The sequence below is a fragment of the Photobacterium profundum genome (assembly GCF_003026285.1).
Taxonomy (GTDB): domain Bacteria; phylum Pseudomonadota; class Gammaproteobacteria; order Enterobacterales; family Vibrionaceae; genus Photobacterium; species Photobacterium profundum.
The window spans coordinates 38,403-55,750 of sequence record NZ_PYOD01000020.1 but is presented as its reverse complement, the minus strand read 5'-3'; the positions used below and the strand labels follow the sequence as shown (position 1 = coordinate 55,750).

General features: G+C 40.7%; 14 protein-coding genes. 4 read left to right on the top strand and 10 right to left on the bottom strand.

Annotation, left to right across the window (positions count from 1 at the left end; genetic code table 11):
• Nucleotides 1–101 precede the first annotated feature (101 nt).
• Nucleotides 102–917, bottom strand: coding sequence for a 23S rRNA (guanine(745)-N(1))-methyltransferase (gene rlmA / locus C9J48_RS24620; RefSeq protein ID WP_036804090.1), 816 nt, complete (start codon nt 915–917; stop codon nt 102–104).
• Nucleotides 918–1,382: 465 nt separating this feature from the next.
• Between rlmA and C9J48_RS24615 the strand changes: the two genes are divergently transcribed.
• Nucleotides 1,383–2,438: a porin gene (locus C9J48_RS24615; protein ID WP_006232809.1), complete on the top strand. Its 1,056-nt coding sequence runs from the start codon at nt 1,383–1,385 to the stop codon at nt 2,436–2,438.
• A gap of 83 nt (nt 2,439–2,521) precedes the next feature.
• Nucleotides 2,522–3,163 carry a DUF2057 domain-containing protein gene (locus tag C9J48_RS24610; RefSeq protein ID WP_006232810.1) on the top strand — a complete coding sequence of 214 codons (642 nt, stop codon included), beginning with the start codon at nt 2,522–2,524 and terminating at the stop codon, nt 3,161–3,163.
• A gap of 107 nt (nt 3,164–3,270) precedes the next feature.
• On the opposite strand, the gene C9J48_RS24605 is transcribed toward C9J48_RS24610, so the two are convergent.
• The 7 genes from C9J48_RS24605 to C9J48_RS24575 form a co-directional block, all read right to left on the bottom strand.
• On the bottom strand, nt 3,271–3,609 hold the full coding sequence (locus C9J48_RS24605) for a PTS lactose/cellobiose transporter subunit IIA (protein ID WP_006232811.1): 339 nt from the start codon (nt 3,607–3,609) through the stop codon (nt 3,271–3,273).
• Nucleotides 3,610–3,611: 2 nt separating this feature from the next.
• Nucleotides 3,612–4,937, bottom strand: coding sequence for a PTS cellobiose transporter subunit IIC (locus C9J48_RS24600; RefSeq protein WP_006232812.1), 1,326 nt, complete (start codon nt 4,935–4,937; stop codon nt 3,612–3,614).
• A 17-nt stretch (nt 4,938–4,954) separates the two neighbouring features.
• Nucleotides 4,955–5,272, bottom strand: coding sequence for a PTS sugar transporter subunit IIB (locus tag C9J48_RS24595; protein WP_006232813.1), 318 nt, complete (start codon nt 5,270–5,272; stop codon nt 4,955–4,957).
• Nucleotides 5,273–5,997: 725 nt separating this feature from the next.
• On the bottom strand, nt 5,998–7,281 hold the full coding sequence (locus C9J48_RS24590; protein ID WP_006232814.1) for a sigma-54-dependent transcriptional regulator: 1,284 nt from the start codon (nt 7,279–7,281) through the stop codon (nt 5,998–6,000).
• Complete coding sequence (locus tag C9J48_RS24585; RefSeq protein WP_006232815.1) at nt 7,268–9,628, bottom strand: sensor histidine kinase; 2,361 nt, start codon at nt 9,626–9,628, stop codon at nt 7,268–7,270. The genes C9J48_RS24590 and C9J48_RS24585 overlap by 14 nt, the downstream gene beginning before the upstream one ends.
• On the bottom strand, nt 9,628–10,881 hold the full coding sequence (locus C9J48_RS24580) for an ABC transporter substrate-binding protein (protein ID WP_006232816.1): 1,254 nt from the start codon (nt 10,879–10,881) through the stop codon (nt 9,628–9,630). The genes C9J48_RS24585 and C9J48_RS24580 overlap by 1 nt, the downstream gene beginning before the upstream one ends.
• Nucleotides 10,882–11,153: 272 nt before the next feature.
• The gene (locus C9J48_RS24575; protein WP_006232817.1) at nt 11,154–11,654 is read right to left on the bottom strand and encodes a YfbU family protein; all 501 of its coding nucleotides are present in this window, start codon (nt 11,652–11,654) and stop codon (nt 11,154–11,156) included.
• A 238-nt stretch (nt 11,655–11,892) separates the two neighbouring features.
• Between C9J48_RS24575 and C9J48_RS24570 the strand changes: the two genes are divergently transcribed.
• Nucleotides 11,893–12,546, top strand: a complete 654-nt coding sequence (locus C9J48_RS24570; RefSeq protein WP_006232818.1) for an energy-coupling factor ABC transporter permease — start codon at nt 11,893–11,895, stop codon at nt 12,544–12,546.
• 131 nt (nt 12,547–12,677) lie between these two features.
• Here C9J48_RS24570 and focA read toward each other — a convergent pair whose 3' ends face one another.
• Nucleotides 12,678–14,156 carry a formate transporter FocA gene (focA, locus tag C9J48_RS24565; protein WP_006232819.1) on the bottom strand — a complete coding sequence of 493 codons (1,479 nt, stop codon included), beginning with the start codon at nt 14,154–14,156 and terminating at the stop codon, nt 12,678–12,680.
• Nucleotides 14,157–14,376: 220 nt separating this feature from the next.
• Between focA and C9J48_RS24560 the strand changes: the two genes are divergently transcribed.
• Nucleotides 14,377–15,282: a LysR substrate-binding domain-containing protein gene (locus tag C9J48_RS24560; RefSeq protein WP_006232820.1), complete on the top strand. Its 906-nt coding sequence runs from the start codon at nt 14,377–14,379 to the stop codon at nt 15,280–15,282.
• Nucleotides 15,283–15,549: 267 nt separating this feature from the next.
• Here the strand turns inward: C9J48_RS24560 and C9J48_RS24555 are convergent, their stop codons facing one another.
• Complete coding sequence (locus tag C9J48_RS24555; protein WP_006232821.1) at nt 15,550–17,304, bottom strand: formate--tetrahydrofolate ligase; 1,755 nt, start codon at nt 17,302–17,304, stop codon at nt 15,550–15,552.
• Nucleotides 17,305–17,348 lie beyond the last annotated feature (44 nt).

Here is a 17,348-nt window from a genome sequence, read left to right as displayed (position 1 = left end):
AGGTATAACTGTAGACTGTGTGTGATAGTAATAGAGGTGAGATTGATTATCAAATGCAATTGATAATCAATACTAAAGGTTAACGAAAAAGAAGAGAGTTGTTATTGGCGACGGTAAACGCGGATTGAAAAGTCGGCTTCACAGCGTAAATCAACCGCCGTTTTTAGTTGCTCCCATACTGCATCTGATGTTTTCCATGCAAAAGGTGTCATTTGCATTAAAGCTGTTGCCTCTTCACCGTTCAGTGTCATGTCGTAATGTAATTGCTGATCGGCGACTAAATCGAATCCTTCAATAACTTCTGGTTCCATGTCGTGCAAGTGTACGCCGTTATAAATTAACTCTTTTAACTGGTATAGGTGACGCGCAGCAGGCGAAACGGTTACTAAAATACCGTCTTTTTTAACTGCACGTTGTAATTCTTCATCTTTACAAGGAGCGTAAATACGCACGATACCGTCAAGATACGCATCGGAATAGGGTAGACGGTGGCTCGATGCGACACAGAAGTAGCAGTTTTTGTAGCGTTTGGCGGCATAACGAACAGCCACTTTAGATATATCTAACCCATGTACGCTTAATTCAGGGTGCTTAGCCTGTAATTGGGTAAATTCAGATGTGTAATACCCTTCGCCACAGCCAATATCTAATAATTGTTGCGCGTTCTCTGGCAAGTGCTCATCTAGATGCTTGATCACCGCTTCGCGCAATGGGTTGTAGTGATTGGTATTTAAAAACAAACGTCGCGCTTGCATCATTTCTTGGTTATCACCAGGGTTCTTTGACCCTTTATGCTGAACGGGCATTAAATTCACATAGCCTTCTTTGGCTAGATCGAACTGATGATTATTCTCGCAGCGCCAGTATTGAGTATGGTTGGCTAAAGCTGAGTGACATAAAGGGCATTGATAAGACATGATGAAAACCGCACGATTAAATTCAGTGCTCATTGTAATACCAAACATCGAAAGTAACTACCCACTGAATATCTCCTTATATGCCTTCTATACGCTCGTTACTCAATAGTTTAAAGGATACACATCACATAATTCTCGATGAAAAATTAGACTTAAATCACAGTTGAAAACTATTATTTCATAGCGCGAAATAACGATCGCCTCGTTCAGCCTTTATTCAGCATTCTCGGTTATCTTGCACCTTAACTTGAACGGAAAGTGCACGTGAAGTCATTTTTTGCTCATGTTTTTTTCCATTAAACAATTTGTATTGTCCTCTGTGTAGTAGACGATATATCGCTGTTATTATTGAGTTTCAGTGATATTTCAAGGAAGAAAAGAGCTGCATGATTTTGTCTGTGTGACCGCCGAATCCACATAATCAAAGTCGGGATAAAAAAAATAACAATATTAGGATTTCAAACAATGAAAAAGACAGTATTAGCAGCTCTTTTACCTGCCATGTTAGTGGCTGGCGCAGCACAAGCCGCAACCGTTTACCAAGGTGAAGACGGTTCAAATATTGATGTTTACGGCCGTTTAGGTTTTAACGTTAATGACCGTGACAACAATCCTGATGACAGTAAATTTGTTGGTCAATTTGATGGTCGTCTAGGTCTTGGAGGCTCTCAAACAGTTAACGATAAAGTATCGGTAATTGGTTGGGCTGAGTACCAAGTGGGTGCCGCTGAAGGTAAAAATGAAGGTTCTGATCTGAGTGCACGTTACGTATGGGCAGGTGTTGATGCATCTGAGTACGGTAAAATTACTGGCGGTCGTGTGGCTTCAGGCCTAATTATGTCAACAGACATTGCTGATGTGTTCTCTTTATCTGACGTGACACTTGCACGCCAAGCGGGCCTTGTGAATAAGAACGCAACGCAAGTTTTCCGTCAAGATGATACCTTACAGTACCAAAATAGTTTTGGTGCATTAGATGTGTCAGCTGCCTACATCTTAGGCAATAACGTTAAAGATTACGAAACTAAGAATGGTTATAACCTTGCAGCACGTTACACCATCGACATGGGTAATGCGGGTAAGTTAGCACCAGTTGTGTCTTACCAGCAAAATAATGCAGACAACGGTCGTTCTGACAACGTTGATAAATACGATTTCTGGTCTGTAGGTACACGTTACTACTTGAACGATTTAATGCTGGGTGCGGTGTACTCTGAAGATGAAGTTACATACAAAGGCCAAGAAAATTCACAAGATAAAGTATACGAATTGACGGCCGTTTATGATGTGAATGCTGATTGGGTACTTCGTGCAGGTTACCGTAACCTAGAAAACACTGGTGGCGATGAAACAAAATACAAAGATACAACGGTAGAAGCACAATATAAGATGACTGATCGTTCATCTATCTTCACTAGCTATGTATTCCGTGATGGTGATAACGGTACCGGTAATATCTGGGGTGATTGGAACAACGCAGAAGAAGACTACGTCAACGTTGGTCTACGTTACGAGTTCTAATTGAACCGTTAACGTGTGAGAAAAAGCCAGCGGTGATCCGCTGGTTTTACTATTTATAGAATATCTATTTTCAGAGAGAAAGCATGATGAAAAAAACACTGTTAGCATTTACGTTGCCTTTGGTATTGACTTCACAAGTTGCCATGGCAGAAGTAACCTTGAAAATGCCTGGCAATTTTGAAATTCTTGCAGCTCAACATCTGGAAATTAAAAAAGCGACAAAAACAGTGGCACTACCAGAAGGTGATCAACAGGTGTTGGTACGTTTTGATAGTCCTACTAACCCGCATTCGACGGGTCAGTCTATGGGGTATGTGTCATCGCAACCTGTTTTAATTCGTTTTTCCGCGAATGATGGTGAGGTGGTTGAATTAGTCGCCCCTCGTGTTGATACTCAACAAGATGTAAAACGTTTTGCGGAAAAACCTCGTTTTGAATTAACAGATACAGCGGGTAAGTCTGTTAGTTTTGAACGTGAAAAAGTGGTGGTATCAGGCTCTCCCTTAATGGCGAACTATAACGATATCTTAGCGGTTCAAGTTGCGGCGAGTGAAAAACAGACCTTGCCACAACCGGCTGTAACAACAACCTCTTATCAAGCTGTATCAACGGTTGATATTAACCAATTAACGCCAGCCCAAGCAGATCAATTGATGAAAGATTTATATCAAAGTGCTGACAAAAAACGTCGTAAAGAATTTATACGCTGGGCGCTAGGTTTATAAATGTAGAACGCTAAATTAGCATTTAAGCAAAGCTTTAATTATTACAAACAAAAAGGAGGCCTGTTAAACAGACCTCCTTAATCGTTAGTTAGAGTTACTGAGGTTAGTTATGCGTTGTTTAGCTGACGGTGAATAGCAATGATCTCATTCGCCATATCGCGACATAACATAGCAGTCATAATGTGGTCCTGAATGTGAGTAAGAATAAGAGTCATCGTGACCTTACCTTCACCTTCATCGAAACCAATTAAGCCTGTTTGCGTTTTGTGTACTTCGGTAAGTGCTTCTTCGGCTGCGATCAGCATCGCTTCAGAACGCTCAAACTCACCATTACGAGCCTCACTCATCGCTTGCATAACAGCTGAACGTGCTTCACCTGCTTTGCAAAGTAGCGTCATCAAAAACTCTTCAGTAATATCTTCTTGAGTATTAATTTCGAAAGTCATAATTAAGCCTTTACTGGTTCAGAGTTCGGTGCATCTTCAGTATTTGCTTGCTCTTCGATAAGTAATTGCTTTTCATGCATCTTGAAGAATGGATAGAAAATAACCATGCTCACAAGTACGCAGACGCCAACCAAAATGGCCGCTGTACCTGAGTTTGTCGCAATAACCGCACCAATAGGTGCTGGCATAGTCCACGGTGGAAGTGCAACGATCTTAGAAACAAATTCAGTCTTAAAGGCTAACCACACAATACATGTATTAATCATTGGTGAAAGCATCCAAGGGATGAAGTAGTTCGGGTTCATTACGATAGGCGTACCAAAAATAACAGGCTCATTGATATTGAAGCTGCCAGGAATGATAGACATTTTACCGATTACATTCAGGTGGGTAGCCTTTGAGCGCATCATTAGAACAACGAAGCCCCAAGTACCACCAGCACCACCAACAAAGACAAAGAAGTCGAGTAGCGGGTTAACGAAAATCTTCGGAAGCTCTGCACCAGCGGCTAGTGCGTCCTGATTCATACCAAGATTGACCAATAGGATTGGAGCCAAGATACCAGTAGTAACAACAGCGGAACCGTGAATACCAGCAAACCAAAGTAGCTGAATCATAACAACGGCAAGTAGACATGCTAAGAACGAGTCTGATGCCGATACTAAGGGTCTAAATAATTCCATAACAGCAGATGGAATTGTTAGGTCGTAACCACCAAGAATAGCATTAAGACCCGGAACCAATATTGCGAGAATGACGATTGGAATTAGCAGGTCAAATGACGCTGCAATTTTTTCAGGGACAGCTTCAGGAAGTTTAAGGCTGATATTCTTATCACGTAAGAAGCGCTGTAGTTCAGGAACAAACAAACCAGCCATGATTGCGGTAAATGCGCCAGTCCCCCCCAGATAAGCCGCTGGTATCACCCCACCGACACCTTCAACGGATTGAATAGGAGCTGCTGCCAGAAGGAAGGTGAATAATGAGAGTAAACCAGAGTTTTGTGCGCGTAGCCCGTATGATTCCGCTAAACTAAAACCTATACTATATGCGGCATAAACAGCAAAAATGCCCATACTGACTTGGAATGGTGTAAGTATATTATCTCGACCAATCATCTCCATAAGGGAGTGCCAGCCATTAAGGAAAAAGTTATCCCCCGGTGGCGGGAAAGCTAATACTAAAAGTAAAGAGCCCACGATCAAAAACGGCATTGTTGCCACGAAACCATCTTTTATTGCATTGATATGTCGCTGAGTTGAAACTTTCGAGGCAATAGGAGCCACGACTTTTTCAACGAAGTTCATTATTCCATTAAGAACTGACATGAATTAACTCCATTTAATTACTTGCTATTCATCGATTGATAAAGATTAACTGCTTGATTAAGAACTACGTCACCTTTCATCATTCCGTAGGACATCATGTCGATAAGGCCACAAGCTTTACCGTTTTCTTCAGCACGTTTCTTGAAGTCTTCAAATTGGAATTTAACTTGTGGTGCTACCAAGCAAACATCATTTTCAGCAAGTGATGCTTCAAATTCAGACACTGAATAAGCATTAATTGAGCAATCTATATTTTGATTATCAGCAGCTTCACGCATTTTTTTTACAAGCATGCTGGTTGACATCCCAGCAGCACAGCATAGAAAAATCTTCATACTATTTCCTTTAAACTTATTTTACTCTGAAAAATTAGAGTAAAATAATAATCTCCCTTCAAATAAAAATAATGGTGCAAACTCACACCTTTTAAATATTCACTTTATTGATGGCAATGGGGGTACTTATTTGCGAGGCAATTAGAACTATCAATGTTTTTGTTGCAAACTGTAGTGAAAAATCATGAACTAGATAGCCTCGGGGTGAAGGCGATATTCTCAAAATATGGCATTCTTGAGTTGCTGAATCAGGATTTATAGCAACGTACAGAAGGTTTTTTCTACGCTAATATCCAGGGGATTGGTCTATCCAGACATATTCAATACTCGAACCTGTACTGGAAAATACGTGAGAAATAAGACAAAGGATTAGGATAGATTATTGCCGTGCGACAACGTTCAGGCATCCGATACCAACTTAAATAGCGCCCCAAATACTTCGTAGGTAGAGGTTTCGCTATCCTTGAATAGACGGCCAGTAGTGTTTTGAATGGTTAGATAATTAATGGAATTGGTATAATAATGGAATAAATTATTGTTCATTCATGAGAGTAAACCGCTGCAGTTCTTCACACGTAAATTAAGTATGATCGTGCTACAACAGTTTGCTCAGAAATAACCTTTTTTAATATTGTTTCGTGTTTAGAATAAGTCATACCCTCATCTTTGATGAGTGAAAAATAGTCAGGCACTTGTCTAGGTTAGTATAACTCTGTCTTTAGGCGTTAAAATTCGCTGGTGGGTCTCACCTTGAATTCTGCTTTATCTAAACCGTGTTTTTTCATTCTTAAATACAGTTTTTTTCGTGGTATTTGTAAGTAAGATGAGACTTCATTGATACGCCCAGTGAAAAGGTATAGCGCATCTTCAATGACTTGTTTTTCATAGCCATCAACTAATTCATCAAGTGGGCTACTCATTTGTTCTAGCGGCTTAGAACGCTCTTGCCCTGTCAATTTTACTATCCCAATAGCATATAACTCTGCAACACTTTTTAGTTCATGTATGTTGCCTGACCATTGATGTCGATTGAGTGTATTGATGTACGCTTTGTCGACAGAGGGCACAGCTTTGTTTAACTTCTTACAGCTACACCTCAGGTAATGTTTAAAAATTGGGGTGATATCGCTTGTGCGTTGTCGAAGTGTGGGTACTACAAAGCGTATTTGGCTTAGAAAATAAAAAAGTTCGGGTAACATTTCTTCACTTTCAACGATCTTTTCGGCATCGCCATCAATGATCGCTAATACTCGTACTTCTTTTTTTCCTTGCCGATCTTGCTCAAGTAAAAAGCGGCATAGCCATTGCTGCACTTCCATGGGCATTTTATGTGGATTGGTTAAACATAAGCTGCCACTTCGTACTGAAATCATTGTGCGCTGAAGATCGGGTGTACACGTAATTTCGCTACCATCAATCTCAATGTAAGGGCCGACGCTTAGCTGGCGACTGTGATGCAGTAGTTTTGATACGGTACGTCGACCTGTACCGCCTTCACCATCAATTAATACATCCTTGTTCGTCAAGGCAATGTTAGCGACTTGGTCGCGCAGTTTGACTATTAGTGGGCTATCACCGATTAACACTTCAGACACGGTATTATTCAAACTTTGGCGTTGTTCGATCACTTGCTTACGTTTAGGTAGCAGTACCTCAAGCAATGTTAGTAGCTCAGTCGGTTGTAATGGCTTCTGGAGAAAATCGACTGCACCTTTCTTTACCGCATCGACAGCCATTGGAATATCACCATGACCCGTAATGAGGATGACTGGTAACTCATTATCAAAGTCTTTAATCTTAGCCAGTAATTCCATACCATCTAAACCTGGCATGTACATGTCAGATACAATCACCCCTGACCAATTTTTAGCTATCATAGCTAGAACTTGAGTTGGGTCGGTGGTTGCTTGTGCTTTGTAGCCAGAGATTTCAAGTAAATCCTGATAGGCTTCAACAACATCTTTGTCATCGTCAACGATCAGCACTTGTACATCATTATTTATGATCATGATTATTTAACTCCAATACGACCATAGCCCCTCCTTCAATGGTTGAAGCTAGGAAAATATCCCCTCCTAAACGGTTCATAATTGAACGACAGATACTCAGGCCTAGACCAAGCCCAACATCCTTTGTTGTTGTGAAGGGAATAAATAGTTTTTTTATAATTTCAGCGTCAAAACCATTACCTGTATCACTGACTGCAATACGTAATAATGGGTTGTTATTTAATAAGCTAAAGACAGAAATTTCGCGCTGTTCTTGCCCTGCGACCGCATCACAACTATTAACCAGTAAATTGACGAGTACTTGCTCAAATTGCACTTGATCAGCATTCGCGAATAGATCTTGATTAATGGTATTCGTGATGATGGTTTTTTGTGTTTTCGCCCGACTCTCAACAATTAACATTGATTGGTTAATTGATTCTCGAATATTGACAGACACCAGAGGATTATTCGCAGATTGCTTACGTGAGAAACTGCGCAGACTCGCAATAATACGTCCCATTCGAGCAGTTAGGTTGTCTATTTTATCTAAACTGGCGGGTAATCGGGTATAATTTTCTTTGTTGACTGCCATTTTTGCGGTGAAGACATACGTTGAAATTGCGGATAATGGTTGATTTAATTCATGCGCAAGTGAGGTCATTGTTTGCCCGACAACGGCCATTTTTGTTGCTTGAATAAGATCATCTTGAGCGGCAAGTAAATCATTTTCAACCCGCTTCCTATCTTCAACCTCCAGCTTTAATTGGTGGTTACGGTTGGTCAATGATAACGTTTTCTCACGAACCATATTTTCTAACCAACGAGCAGCATTTTCTTGTTCTGTAATATCCGTCATCGTGATAATAACTTTATCGCTATTACCTTGGGTGAACAGACGAAAATCGAGTCGTAAATATACACAGTCATCTTTAGTGTTGTGTTTGAGAGTAAGATTGCACGCCCCTTTGACTAATAGCGGACTGCTATCGACAAATAAAGATTTCAACCGTTGCTGCATATTAATATTAAACAAATTCCAGATTGTATTTGTCTTAGAAGATGTATCGTAATTAAATAGTTTTAATGCACTGGTATTGACCGATTCGACTACACCATTTAAATCACAGGTGATGATACTCGCCTGAGTATTATTAATTAGATTCAAGGCGTTACTTTGCTGCATTTCTTGCATTTGCTGACAAAAATACTGCAAATTATTACCCAACTTTCCAATTTCGTCATTTCCTGCCACGTTAATTTCAGTATTAAGATTACCATTGGCAACGTCGTAAAGTGCTTTACTGAGAAGGTTAAGGCGTTTAACAATACCGCGATTCACTAAGTAGATTGAGATCACGATAGATAAGAAGATCGCTAAGGAGACGACCCCAAAGAGTATGAAATTACTGACAGTAATGGAGTGGCGAGTTTCATCATTGAGTTGTTTCAATGAGGTTGTTGCTTGTTCTGCCATTGTTTGAATTAATTCTTCTTGATCACGTAGTCGGTTCTGAATACGTTCAGCATATTCATTGATGGTATTGGAGAGCAATACATCTTCTCGTAATTGTTTTTCCAGCACGCCTTTAGGTTGGACTAAAACAATTAATTCGCTGAGCAGTTGTCGGTAAGATACCGTCGAAGGGTAATGGCTGAGTGTTTTACTCATATTACTGACTTCTTTGATTTTATAACCAATAAAGTAGAAGGCATTACTAATGTCACGTTCATGTCGCTGCAATAAAATTTCTTGCACTAATTGGTGCAGTTCATTTTCTTTAACTGTGATTGATTGGATTAATGAAAATTCGGTCATGATTTCAGTGATCGAATGAGTATTGATCACATTTGGTAATAGACGTGTTAGTTGCCACTCGACCTCTTGACGTAGTGGGGTAAGCTCATCAATCAAATCTTGGTGTAGCCATTTAATGCTATTCACCGTGGTCGTTAACGACAGTAAATGTCTATTGCGTTGATCTAATAAGACAGTATAAGCAGTAATATCGCTGGCTAAAATGGCATGTTCTGCTTTTATTGCAGGGTAGTCGCCTAGGCTGGCGGTTTCGGTTATTGCGGCAGTGATTAATTCCAGTTTAGTGAAAATGTTTTGCTTAAGGTTACGATGCAAAATAGGGTCGGTATTGTGACTTAACAGGTTGAGGGCTGCCTGCAAACTCGCGGTATTGCGTTCAAGTTGGTAACTTGCACGTAATGTTGGCATGTTTCTATTCACGATAGTTTCAATTTTATCGTCTAATGTTTCCCAATTAATAACGGCAATGAGCCCCACACTAATGGTAAGAAACCCCATAAAGGCAATAGCGGATGTGAGTCGGTAACCAATTGTTTTCTTGCTAAACACTATTTATGACCTTCGTGTTCAAGAATGATTTTTTGCGAGATTACAATTGATTGCTCAAGCTGGCTGCGCATAATTCGTCGCCAAGCATTTAGTTGCCTTGTGGTGACTATATCATTTCGAGATAGTGATAAATGGGTATATATATCACTGTGTGACTGCGCCTCTGTTACTGGTGGTGTAGAAGCTAAGCTTATCGCAAGGTCATATTGACGCTGTTGTTCATTGGTAAAATGTGATGAGCATTTAGCGGCTTCATTAATCAGTTGCCATGCTTGATTGAGTAAAGTCAGTTGATGGGCAATTGCTTGTTCAAATAAGTGTTTAATCATGACATCGCGATGCTGCATTAATTTGAAATCGAATGATTGTGATGTAAATGATTGAGTGATCTCACTGTTTAGAGGGTATTTATACAATGAACTTTCAGGCAATTTTTTTTGCATGTTGTCTGATAATAAAAAATCAATAAAATGGCTCGTATGGTTCGCTTGATGTAGATTTTTTACTGCTGCAATGTAGCTGGGCATGAGAGGGCTATCGATTTGATAAGTAAAACCAATAAATGGGAAACGCTGTTTATTTTCAAAAGCAAAACTATCTATAACGGGGCCAATACCGACCAATCCTCGTGAAATAGCATCACTAACGCCAAAACTGCGTGCTGAAATAGACGCCAGATTCCCTCCCATTTGTAGTAGCATTTTCCAGCCACCTTTCCACCCATGTTGTTGCAGTATATTTTCAACCATGAGGTGCATAGTACTTGAACGGGCAGGGCTACTCATTATTAAATGACGGAAATATTGCGGCTCGATTAGACTTTTAAAGTCTTTTGGTTGTTCGAGGTTATGTTTAGTTAAGTAATTGTTATTCCACATTAGGCCGTAGGCTGAGTACCCAAAAATTGCGATATCATCAGAGTGTGTTTTTAAATCGGTTTGTTGTTGTAGGGTTTGATTTATTGTCGTTGGTAATGGTTTTAGTGTGCCTTTTTTGACCAACGGAAGAAAAAGAGCAGGCGACGATGAAATAACAAGATCAATGTCATGATCATTTTTGCTTAGTAGTCGTACCCCTGAATCAGCTCGACGGTGCAATATTTTGATTGTTGAATCAGGATATAGTTGTTGGAATTTATTCGTAACAGGGGTTATTGATGCTTCAGAGAAAGTGGTTAATATAATTAAATGATTCGTCGGGGTGGCAAAACAAGTTGGCGACAGAATAAGCAGTAGTAATAGCAATCGAATCATAAGTGCAATAATAATTTCTTTTATTTATGTTCTTATATACAGGGTTATTTATTGTGATTATAGCCAAATAGTGGCTGTGTTCATTAATGTTTTAAGTCGCTAGCGCTTTTAAATTTTCATATTTTGCATGTGTGTCAAAAGTAACTCACCTTGCGCTTATTGATGCGTTTAATTACCCCAAATACTCCCACACAGAAATGACAAAACCGGAGGAGTCCTCCGGTTTTAAATGTAAGTTCTATAAGCAAGTCAATTGATTATAATAGCACCAATTATGCACTTAAAATTTGCGTGATTTCACTGCTTGATAAGTGATATTGACGCGGGCAGTTTCGCCATGTTTGTAGCATGCGTTGATACTTATCTTGCATCGGCACCTGACTGTTGAACTGATGTTCAGACTTATCAAATTGAGGGTATAAGCCTTCTTCTTCTGTTAAGAAGCGAACGTAGTGCACTTGTTGTGATTCAGTTCCAGCGTCAAAGCCTAGGAATTGAAGGCGACGAGGTTCCACTTGTGATTGGCTCGCATCATCTAACATTTTGTACGACTCTTGTAATGCGTGGTGCATTTCCATGTAATCGATAATGCTACGACATGCTTCTTCAGGAAGGCAGCCAAAATCTTTATCTAATTCACGCATCTGCAAGCCGTATCCGCGTTCTACAATAGTTTGTAGGCGGCGGTATTTCGCTTCATTTTCAGGTGTTAGCTGAGACATTAGGTAATACTGGTTTGAAAGAATTAAACGTTGAGCGTTTGTCATATCCATGGAGGTAGGCCTTAAAAATTCTCTTATAATCTGGTAGTGAGATTAGCAGGTTATGTTTAAAAAAACTTGATCTAACGACAAGTTGCAGTCGTTTTTTTGTTAATAAAAATTACCTGATGAAAGCTTATACAGTAAGGATGTGAAGCTTATATGTTTGAATATTTAAGCCTATTAATCGTATGGGTATGGCTAGTCTATTTGTAACTCTATTTAGGCGCAACAAAAGCATGGATATGAAATGACAGTGATACAGTGGGGAGGCTACCTTGTTGGATGTGGGATACTTTTACGCAATATCCCCTATGAGTTTTGGCCTAAGTTTAAACACGACAAGCACTATCAACATCTGGTTTTTGCAACCGTGGTGATTTTGTTGCTGCTATGGTTTTTACGTGCAGGTATCCATGCGGATCTACAGGTACATTTTTTAGGACTAACAGCCTTAATGCTCATACATGGTTGGCGTATAGCTGCATTTATCGGTTCATCATCTTTGATATTAATGGCTGTGCTTGGAAGTATTACCGGAGGCAATATTGGGGTTGCGGCACTGGTGGGGGTTATCTTGCCCATTTTGTTTAGTTCCGGCATTTTTCTTCTTAGCTACCGTTTTTTAACTCACCACATATTTATTTATATTTTCGTTGCTGCTTTTATTAATGGCGCATTAACGATGTGCTTTCATTTGTTGCTGACCAGTGGGTGGATTTATTGGGAAGGGAATGTATCGTGGCAATATATTGTTGATAACTACCTTATTCTGATGCCTCTTATGGCATTTCCCGAAGCATTTTTGAATGGAATGGTCATGACGTTATTGATCATTTATCAGCCAAAATGGGTAAGAACATTTTCGGAACGTGAATACATGCATGATAGGGAACGGAAATAACGGATTTTCTATTGCACAGGTTGTGTGGTGATAGAAGGTGTATATCGTAATTAGAAGCAGTGCTATGCATTGTATCAATTACATTGATATGAAATGTTACCTGCTAGCAGAGCCAGCAGGTAACAGAGATATTACGCGATCTCAGATACCGCTTTAGGCTGTGTATTGGCTACGTCAGTAACCGATACAATGTTGCCGTATACAGGGCGAAGTGCGCTGACAATTTCTTTACGAGTAATAATGCCAACCAGTTGCTCATCTTTGACGACAGGGAAGCTGTGAGGGCGATTAATGACCATTGCACGTGCTCGCTCATTTAAAGAAAGCGATGTAAAGCGTGTCGCGATACCGCCATCAGATACAGGATAAAGAATGTTTTTATCAATGCTCATGTATTCTGCGATTTCAAGAATTGAATTATCTGGACTTACCGTTTGAATTTCATGCTTCATCAGATCTTGAACTTTAGATTCAGCATCAGGCATGTAGTCGTTGCACCATAGATCAACAAGCGCATCATGGATTGAGAAGAAACCGACTAGTCGTTGGTCTGTTGTCATTACTGGTGCACCTGTTAGATCTTCATTCATTAGAATATCAAGGGCTTGTGCAACAGGCATACCTGGTAAAAGAGTGATTGTTGCTGGGCGCATGTGGTCATTAACAAATTGTTTTTCGTTTAACATAGTATGTTCCATATTCAGAGTGTGTGTGTTCGAGAAGTCTGGTGTGATAATTGTTGCTGATGCGTGCTGCTCTTTTGGTGAACTAAAGATTGCCCAATAGCTCAGCCCGACAAGAACGCCACCGCCTACAATGTTGCCCAACGTCACAGGAATTAAATTGGCAAAGATGAAGTTCTGGATGGTTAGATCGCTATATTGTTCAGGTAGTACACCGAGATTTAGCCAGAATGATTCAGGTGCAAAATTCTGGATAGTGATACCAAGTGGCACCATAAACATGTTAGCAACGCTGTGCTCAAAGCCTGTGCTGACAAACATGGCGACAGGTAAAATCATAATGACCATTTTTGTCATCATGTTTTCAGTACAAAATGTCATCCAAATAGCAAGACAAACCAATAGGTTACAAAGAACACCTAATGAGAACGCTTCAAGCGGTTGGTGATGCAGTTTATGCTGAGCAATATTCAGTGCGTTTAATCCCCACTGCCCACCATCGAGCTGATAAAGACTTGCCATCGAAACCAACAACAGCAGCAGCATGGCACCAAGGAAGTTACCAAAATACACTTTTGCCCACGTTCCCAGCATACGACCGGATGAGATATGGTTATTTGCACGAGCAATGGAAGACAGCACCGTACTGGTAAATAGCTCACCGCCACAGATAACAACAAGAATAAGCCCGAGACTAAAAGCTAAACCGCCATAAAAACGGTTAAGCCCCCAACTTACGCCGCCATTGCCTGTGGTAACGGTAATATAAAAAACAAAAGCAAGACCGATGAAAACCCCCGCTGTAATTGCTAGGGCAATCGTTGTACGTGTTGGTTTAGATGCTTTACCAACGGCGTACTTTTCAGCCTGCTTCATCATTTCTTTTGGTGTGAAGTTATTATTCGTCGGTGCTGTTGCTGAACTCATCTTAATAACCTCTTATCGATAGACCAACACTTAGGTCGAATCTGGTAAGTACATGGTGTTGCATCATTTTCTCCTCTTCTTGATTGGGGTAACTGGTAATCAGATTAAGGTGAGGAGGGGTGTTAAGTAAAATTGATAGTTTTCTTAACCATCATCATTAAAGTTGATATTGTAAAATGGCAAAATGTCATCGACGTTTGATAGTAGGAGTTTTAATTAAGTGCGGTATTCACTCAAACAATTGGCTGTATTTGAAGAGGTTGCGAGCTCTCGTAGTGTGAGTAAGGCGGCAGATAATCTAGCACTAACCCAGTCAGCAGCTAGTATGGCGTTATTACAGCTAGAAAAGATGTTAGGGCGACCTTTGTTTGAGCGACAAGGCAAGCAAATGACATTAACGTACTGGGGAGCGTGGTTAAGACCAAGGGCAAAACAGCTCTTATTTGATGCCCAACAGATTGAACAAGGTTTTTATGATCAACATATTGTGAGTGGTGAAATCAGCCTTTCAGCCAGTCAAACTGCCGCAGAACACTTGCTACCAGAGCTTATCAGTAATATTGATAAGGATTTTCCAGAGCTACGTATCAAGCTGAGGGTGAAAAATGCTCAAAAAGTGGTTGATCACGTAAGAAATTTTGAATGTGAGCTGGGTATTATTGAAGGGCGTTGTGATGATAGCCGTGTTGAACAAGAAGTCTGGTGTCACGACCACCTTGTGATTATTGCCTCTAAATACCACCCTTATGCCAAGTTAGATAAAGTCAGCTTTGCACAGTTAGAGCAGGCACAATGGGTACTTCGAGAGCAAGGCGCAGGTACAAGGCAGAGTTTTGAAAGTGCATTACACGGCGTTATTGAAGATTTAAATGTTTGGCGGGAATATGAACAGATCTCTGTGCTAAGAACCTTAGTGACTAATGGCTGTTATTTAAGTTGTTTACCTTTTCTTGATGTGGTTAAACATATAGAACGCGGCGAGTTGGTGGCCTTGAATGTTCCAGAACTGAATATGAAGCGAACCTTGTCTTTTATTTGGCGTGCAGATTCGATTGAAAATCCGTTACGTGACTGTATTCGCCGTGAAGCGATCCGTATGATTAAAGATAGAAAACTAGAAATGTAAATATCACTCTATCAATGTGATCTTATATTGTTGTTTATCATGATTTTATTTGAAATGTAAATGTTGTAGCGAATCATTTGCTAGACACTAAAAGCACTTATCAGCTTTAATGATATTCATGTGCAACATTTTTGATAGGTGCTTTGTTGCTTATTTGGTCAAGTTAAAAAAATCTCGTGTCTGACTAGTGATAACTAGTATTCAAGGCACGAGATTATTAATAAATACCCTTAAGGGCTGACGTGAATGCAATTCACTCCAATTTTTTTAGCTTAAACCTACAATATTACCGTTAGTGTCGATATCAAGATTCATGTAGGCTGGCTTTTCAGGTAAACCGGGCATCGTCATTACATTGCCGCACAGTGCATACACAAAGCCTGCACCGGCACATAACCTTAGTTCTCGTACTGGCACTACAAAATCAGTGGGGGCACCTTTAATACTCGGATCGGTAGTAATAGAGAGTGGTGTTTTGGCAAGGCATACCGCGAGGTTATCATGGCCTTGCTTCTTTAGTGTCGCGAGCTGCTCTTTCGCACAAGCAGAGAGTTCGATGCTACGTGCGCCATAGCCGGCTTCTGCAACAGCCATTAGCTTTTCTTCAAGAGGTTGCGACAAGCTATATAATGGCTTGAAGTTGGCTGGTGTTTCACACGCTTTAACAACCGCCTGTGCTAATTCTGTGGCTCCTTCACCGCCTTTACCAAAGGCTTCGCTTATAGCGACATCGACATAGCTACTGAAATTTGTGTCTGCAACCATGGTTTTTAGCAGATCAAGCTCTACATCGGTATCTTGTGGGAAGCGGTTGATTGCCACCACAACCGGCAAACCATATTGAGCAGCATTGCGGATATGCCATTTTAAGTTATCAAAACCTGCTATTAAGGCTTTTTTATCCGGCGAAAAAATCGCATCGGGTAGTGCTTGCCCTGGGCGCAAATCATATAATCCCGAGTTAGCTTTTAAGCCTCGCAATGTTGCGACGACCACGGCGCAATCTGGCCCTCGTTCGGCTTGCTGCGCTTTAATATTACAGGCTTTTTCAAAGCCCATATCAGAGCCAAACCCACCTTCTGTAACTGTAAATTCACTCAGCTTTAAGGCGATACGATCGGCAATAATCGAAGAATTACCATGGGCAATATTGGCAAAAGGTCCCGCATGAATAAGTGTTGGCACACCTTCCAGCGTTTGCATGAGTGTTGGTTCAATTGCTTCACACATGGTAACGGTCATTGCGCCCGCGACTTGCAAATCTTCAGCTGTAATTGGATTGCCGTTGAGATTGTAAGCTAAAACAACACGACCAATACGTTGACGCATGTCAGCGAGATCTTTTGAAAGAGCAAGGATTGCCATGATTTCAGAAGCGGCAGAAATATCAAAACCATCGTCACGTTCAAGACCATTGATGGTTTTGCCTGCTTCATTTTGACCGACAGTGATCATGCGTAGTGCACGATCATTGTGGTCCATTACACGTTTCCATACGATATTTTTTATATCAATACGTAATGCAGGTAAGCCTGTTTTCTCGCTAAATGCTTCGTAGCCATGGCGTTCTTCATGATACAAGCGGGCATCAATAGCAGCAGCTGCAAGATTATGGGCTGCGGTAACCGCGTGAATGTCACCAGTGAGGTGTAAATTCAACTTTTCCATTGGTGCTACTTGGCTGTAACCACCGCCTGCTGCACCGCCTTTTACGCCGAAGACTGGGCCCATTGATGGCTGGCGAATACAGGCGATAACCCGTTTATTTATCTTTGCTAAACCTTGTGAAAGGCCGATCGTCGTAACGGTTTTACCTTCACCGAGTGGTGTGGGTGTAATCGCTGTTACTAATACCAATTTACCTTCAGGTTTATCCGCTAAGCGCTTTAGGATAGACGGCTTTACTTTCGCTTTTAACGTACCTTGCGGGGTTAAATCTTGAGGTTCAATACCCGCCCTTTGGGCGATTTGGTCAATAGGAGTGAGTGCGGTGTTGCGGCAAATTTGAATGTCGCTTTTCATAAGGGCGCATTTCCTTCTAGTGGTGACAGCAGGGAAGATATTGG

Bases quoted from the DNA above. Each gene is read 5' to 3' on its own strand.
- rlmA (WP_036804090.1), bottom strand. From the start codon at position 917: ATGTCTTATCAATGCCCTTTATGTCACTCAGCTTTAGCCAACCATACT.
- C9J48_RS24610 (WP_006232810.1), top strand. From the start codon at position 2,522: ATGATGAAAAAAACACTGTTAGCATTTACGTTGCCTTTGGTATTGACT.
- C9J48_RS24600 (WP_006232812.1), bottom strand. From the start codon at position 4,937: ATGTCAGTTCTTAATGGAATAATGAACTTCGTTGAAAAAGTCGTGGCT.
- C9J48_RS24555 (WP_006232821.1), bottom strand. From the start codon at position 17,304: ATGAAAAGCGACATTCAAATTTGCCGCAACACCGCACTCACTCCTATT.
- C9J48_RS24570 (WP_006232818.1), top strand. From the start codon at position 11,893: ATGACAGTGATACAGTGGGGAGGCTACCTTGTTGGATGTGGGATACTT.
- C9J48_RS24595 (WP_006232813.1), bottom strand. From the start codon at position 5,272: ATGAAGATTTTTCTATGCTGTGCTGCTGGGATGTCAACCAGCATGCTT.
- C9J48_RS24605 (WP_006232811.1), bottom strand. From the start codon at position 3,609: ATGACTTTCGAAATTAATACTCAAGAAGATATTACTGAAGAGTTTTTG.
- C9J48_RS24580 (WP_006232816.1), bottom strand. From the start codon at position 10,881: ATGATTCGATTGCTATTACTACTGCTTATTCTGTCGCCAACTTGTTTT.
- C9J48_RS24615 (WP_006232809.1), top strand. From the start codon at position 1,383: ATGAAAAAGACAGTATTAGCAGCTCTTTTACCTGCCATGTTAGTGGCT.
- C9J48_RS24575 (WP_006232817.1), bottom strand. From the start codon at position 11,654: ATGGATATGACAAACGCTCAACGTTTAATTCTTTCAAACCAGTATTAC.
- C9J48_RS24590 (WP_006232814.1), bottom strand. From the start codon at position 7,281: ATGATCATAAATAATGATGTACAAGTGCTGATCGTTGACGATGACAAA.
- focA (WP_006232819.1), bottom strand. From the start codon at position 14,156: ATGAGTTCAGCAACAGCACCGACGAATAATAACTTCACACCAAAAGAA.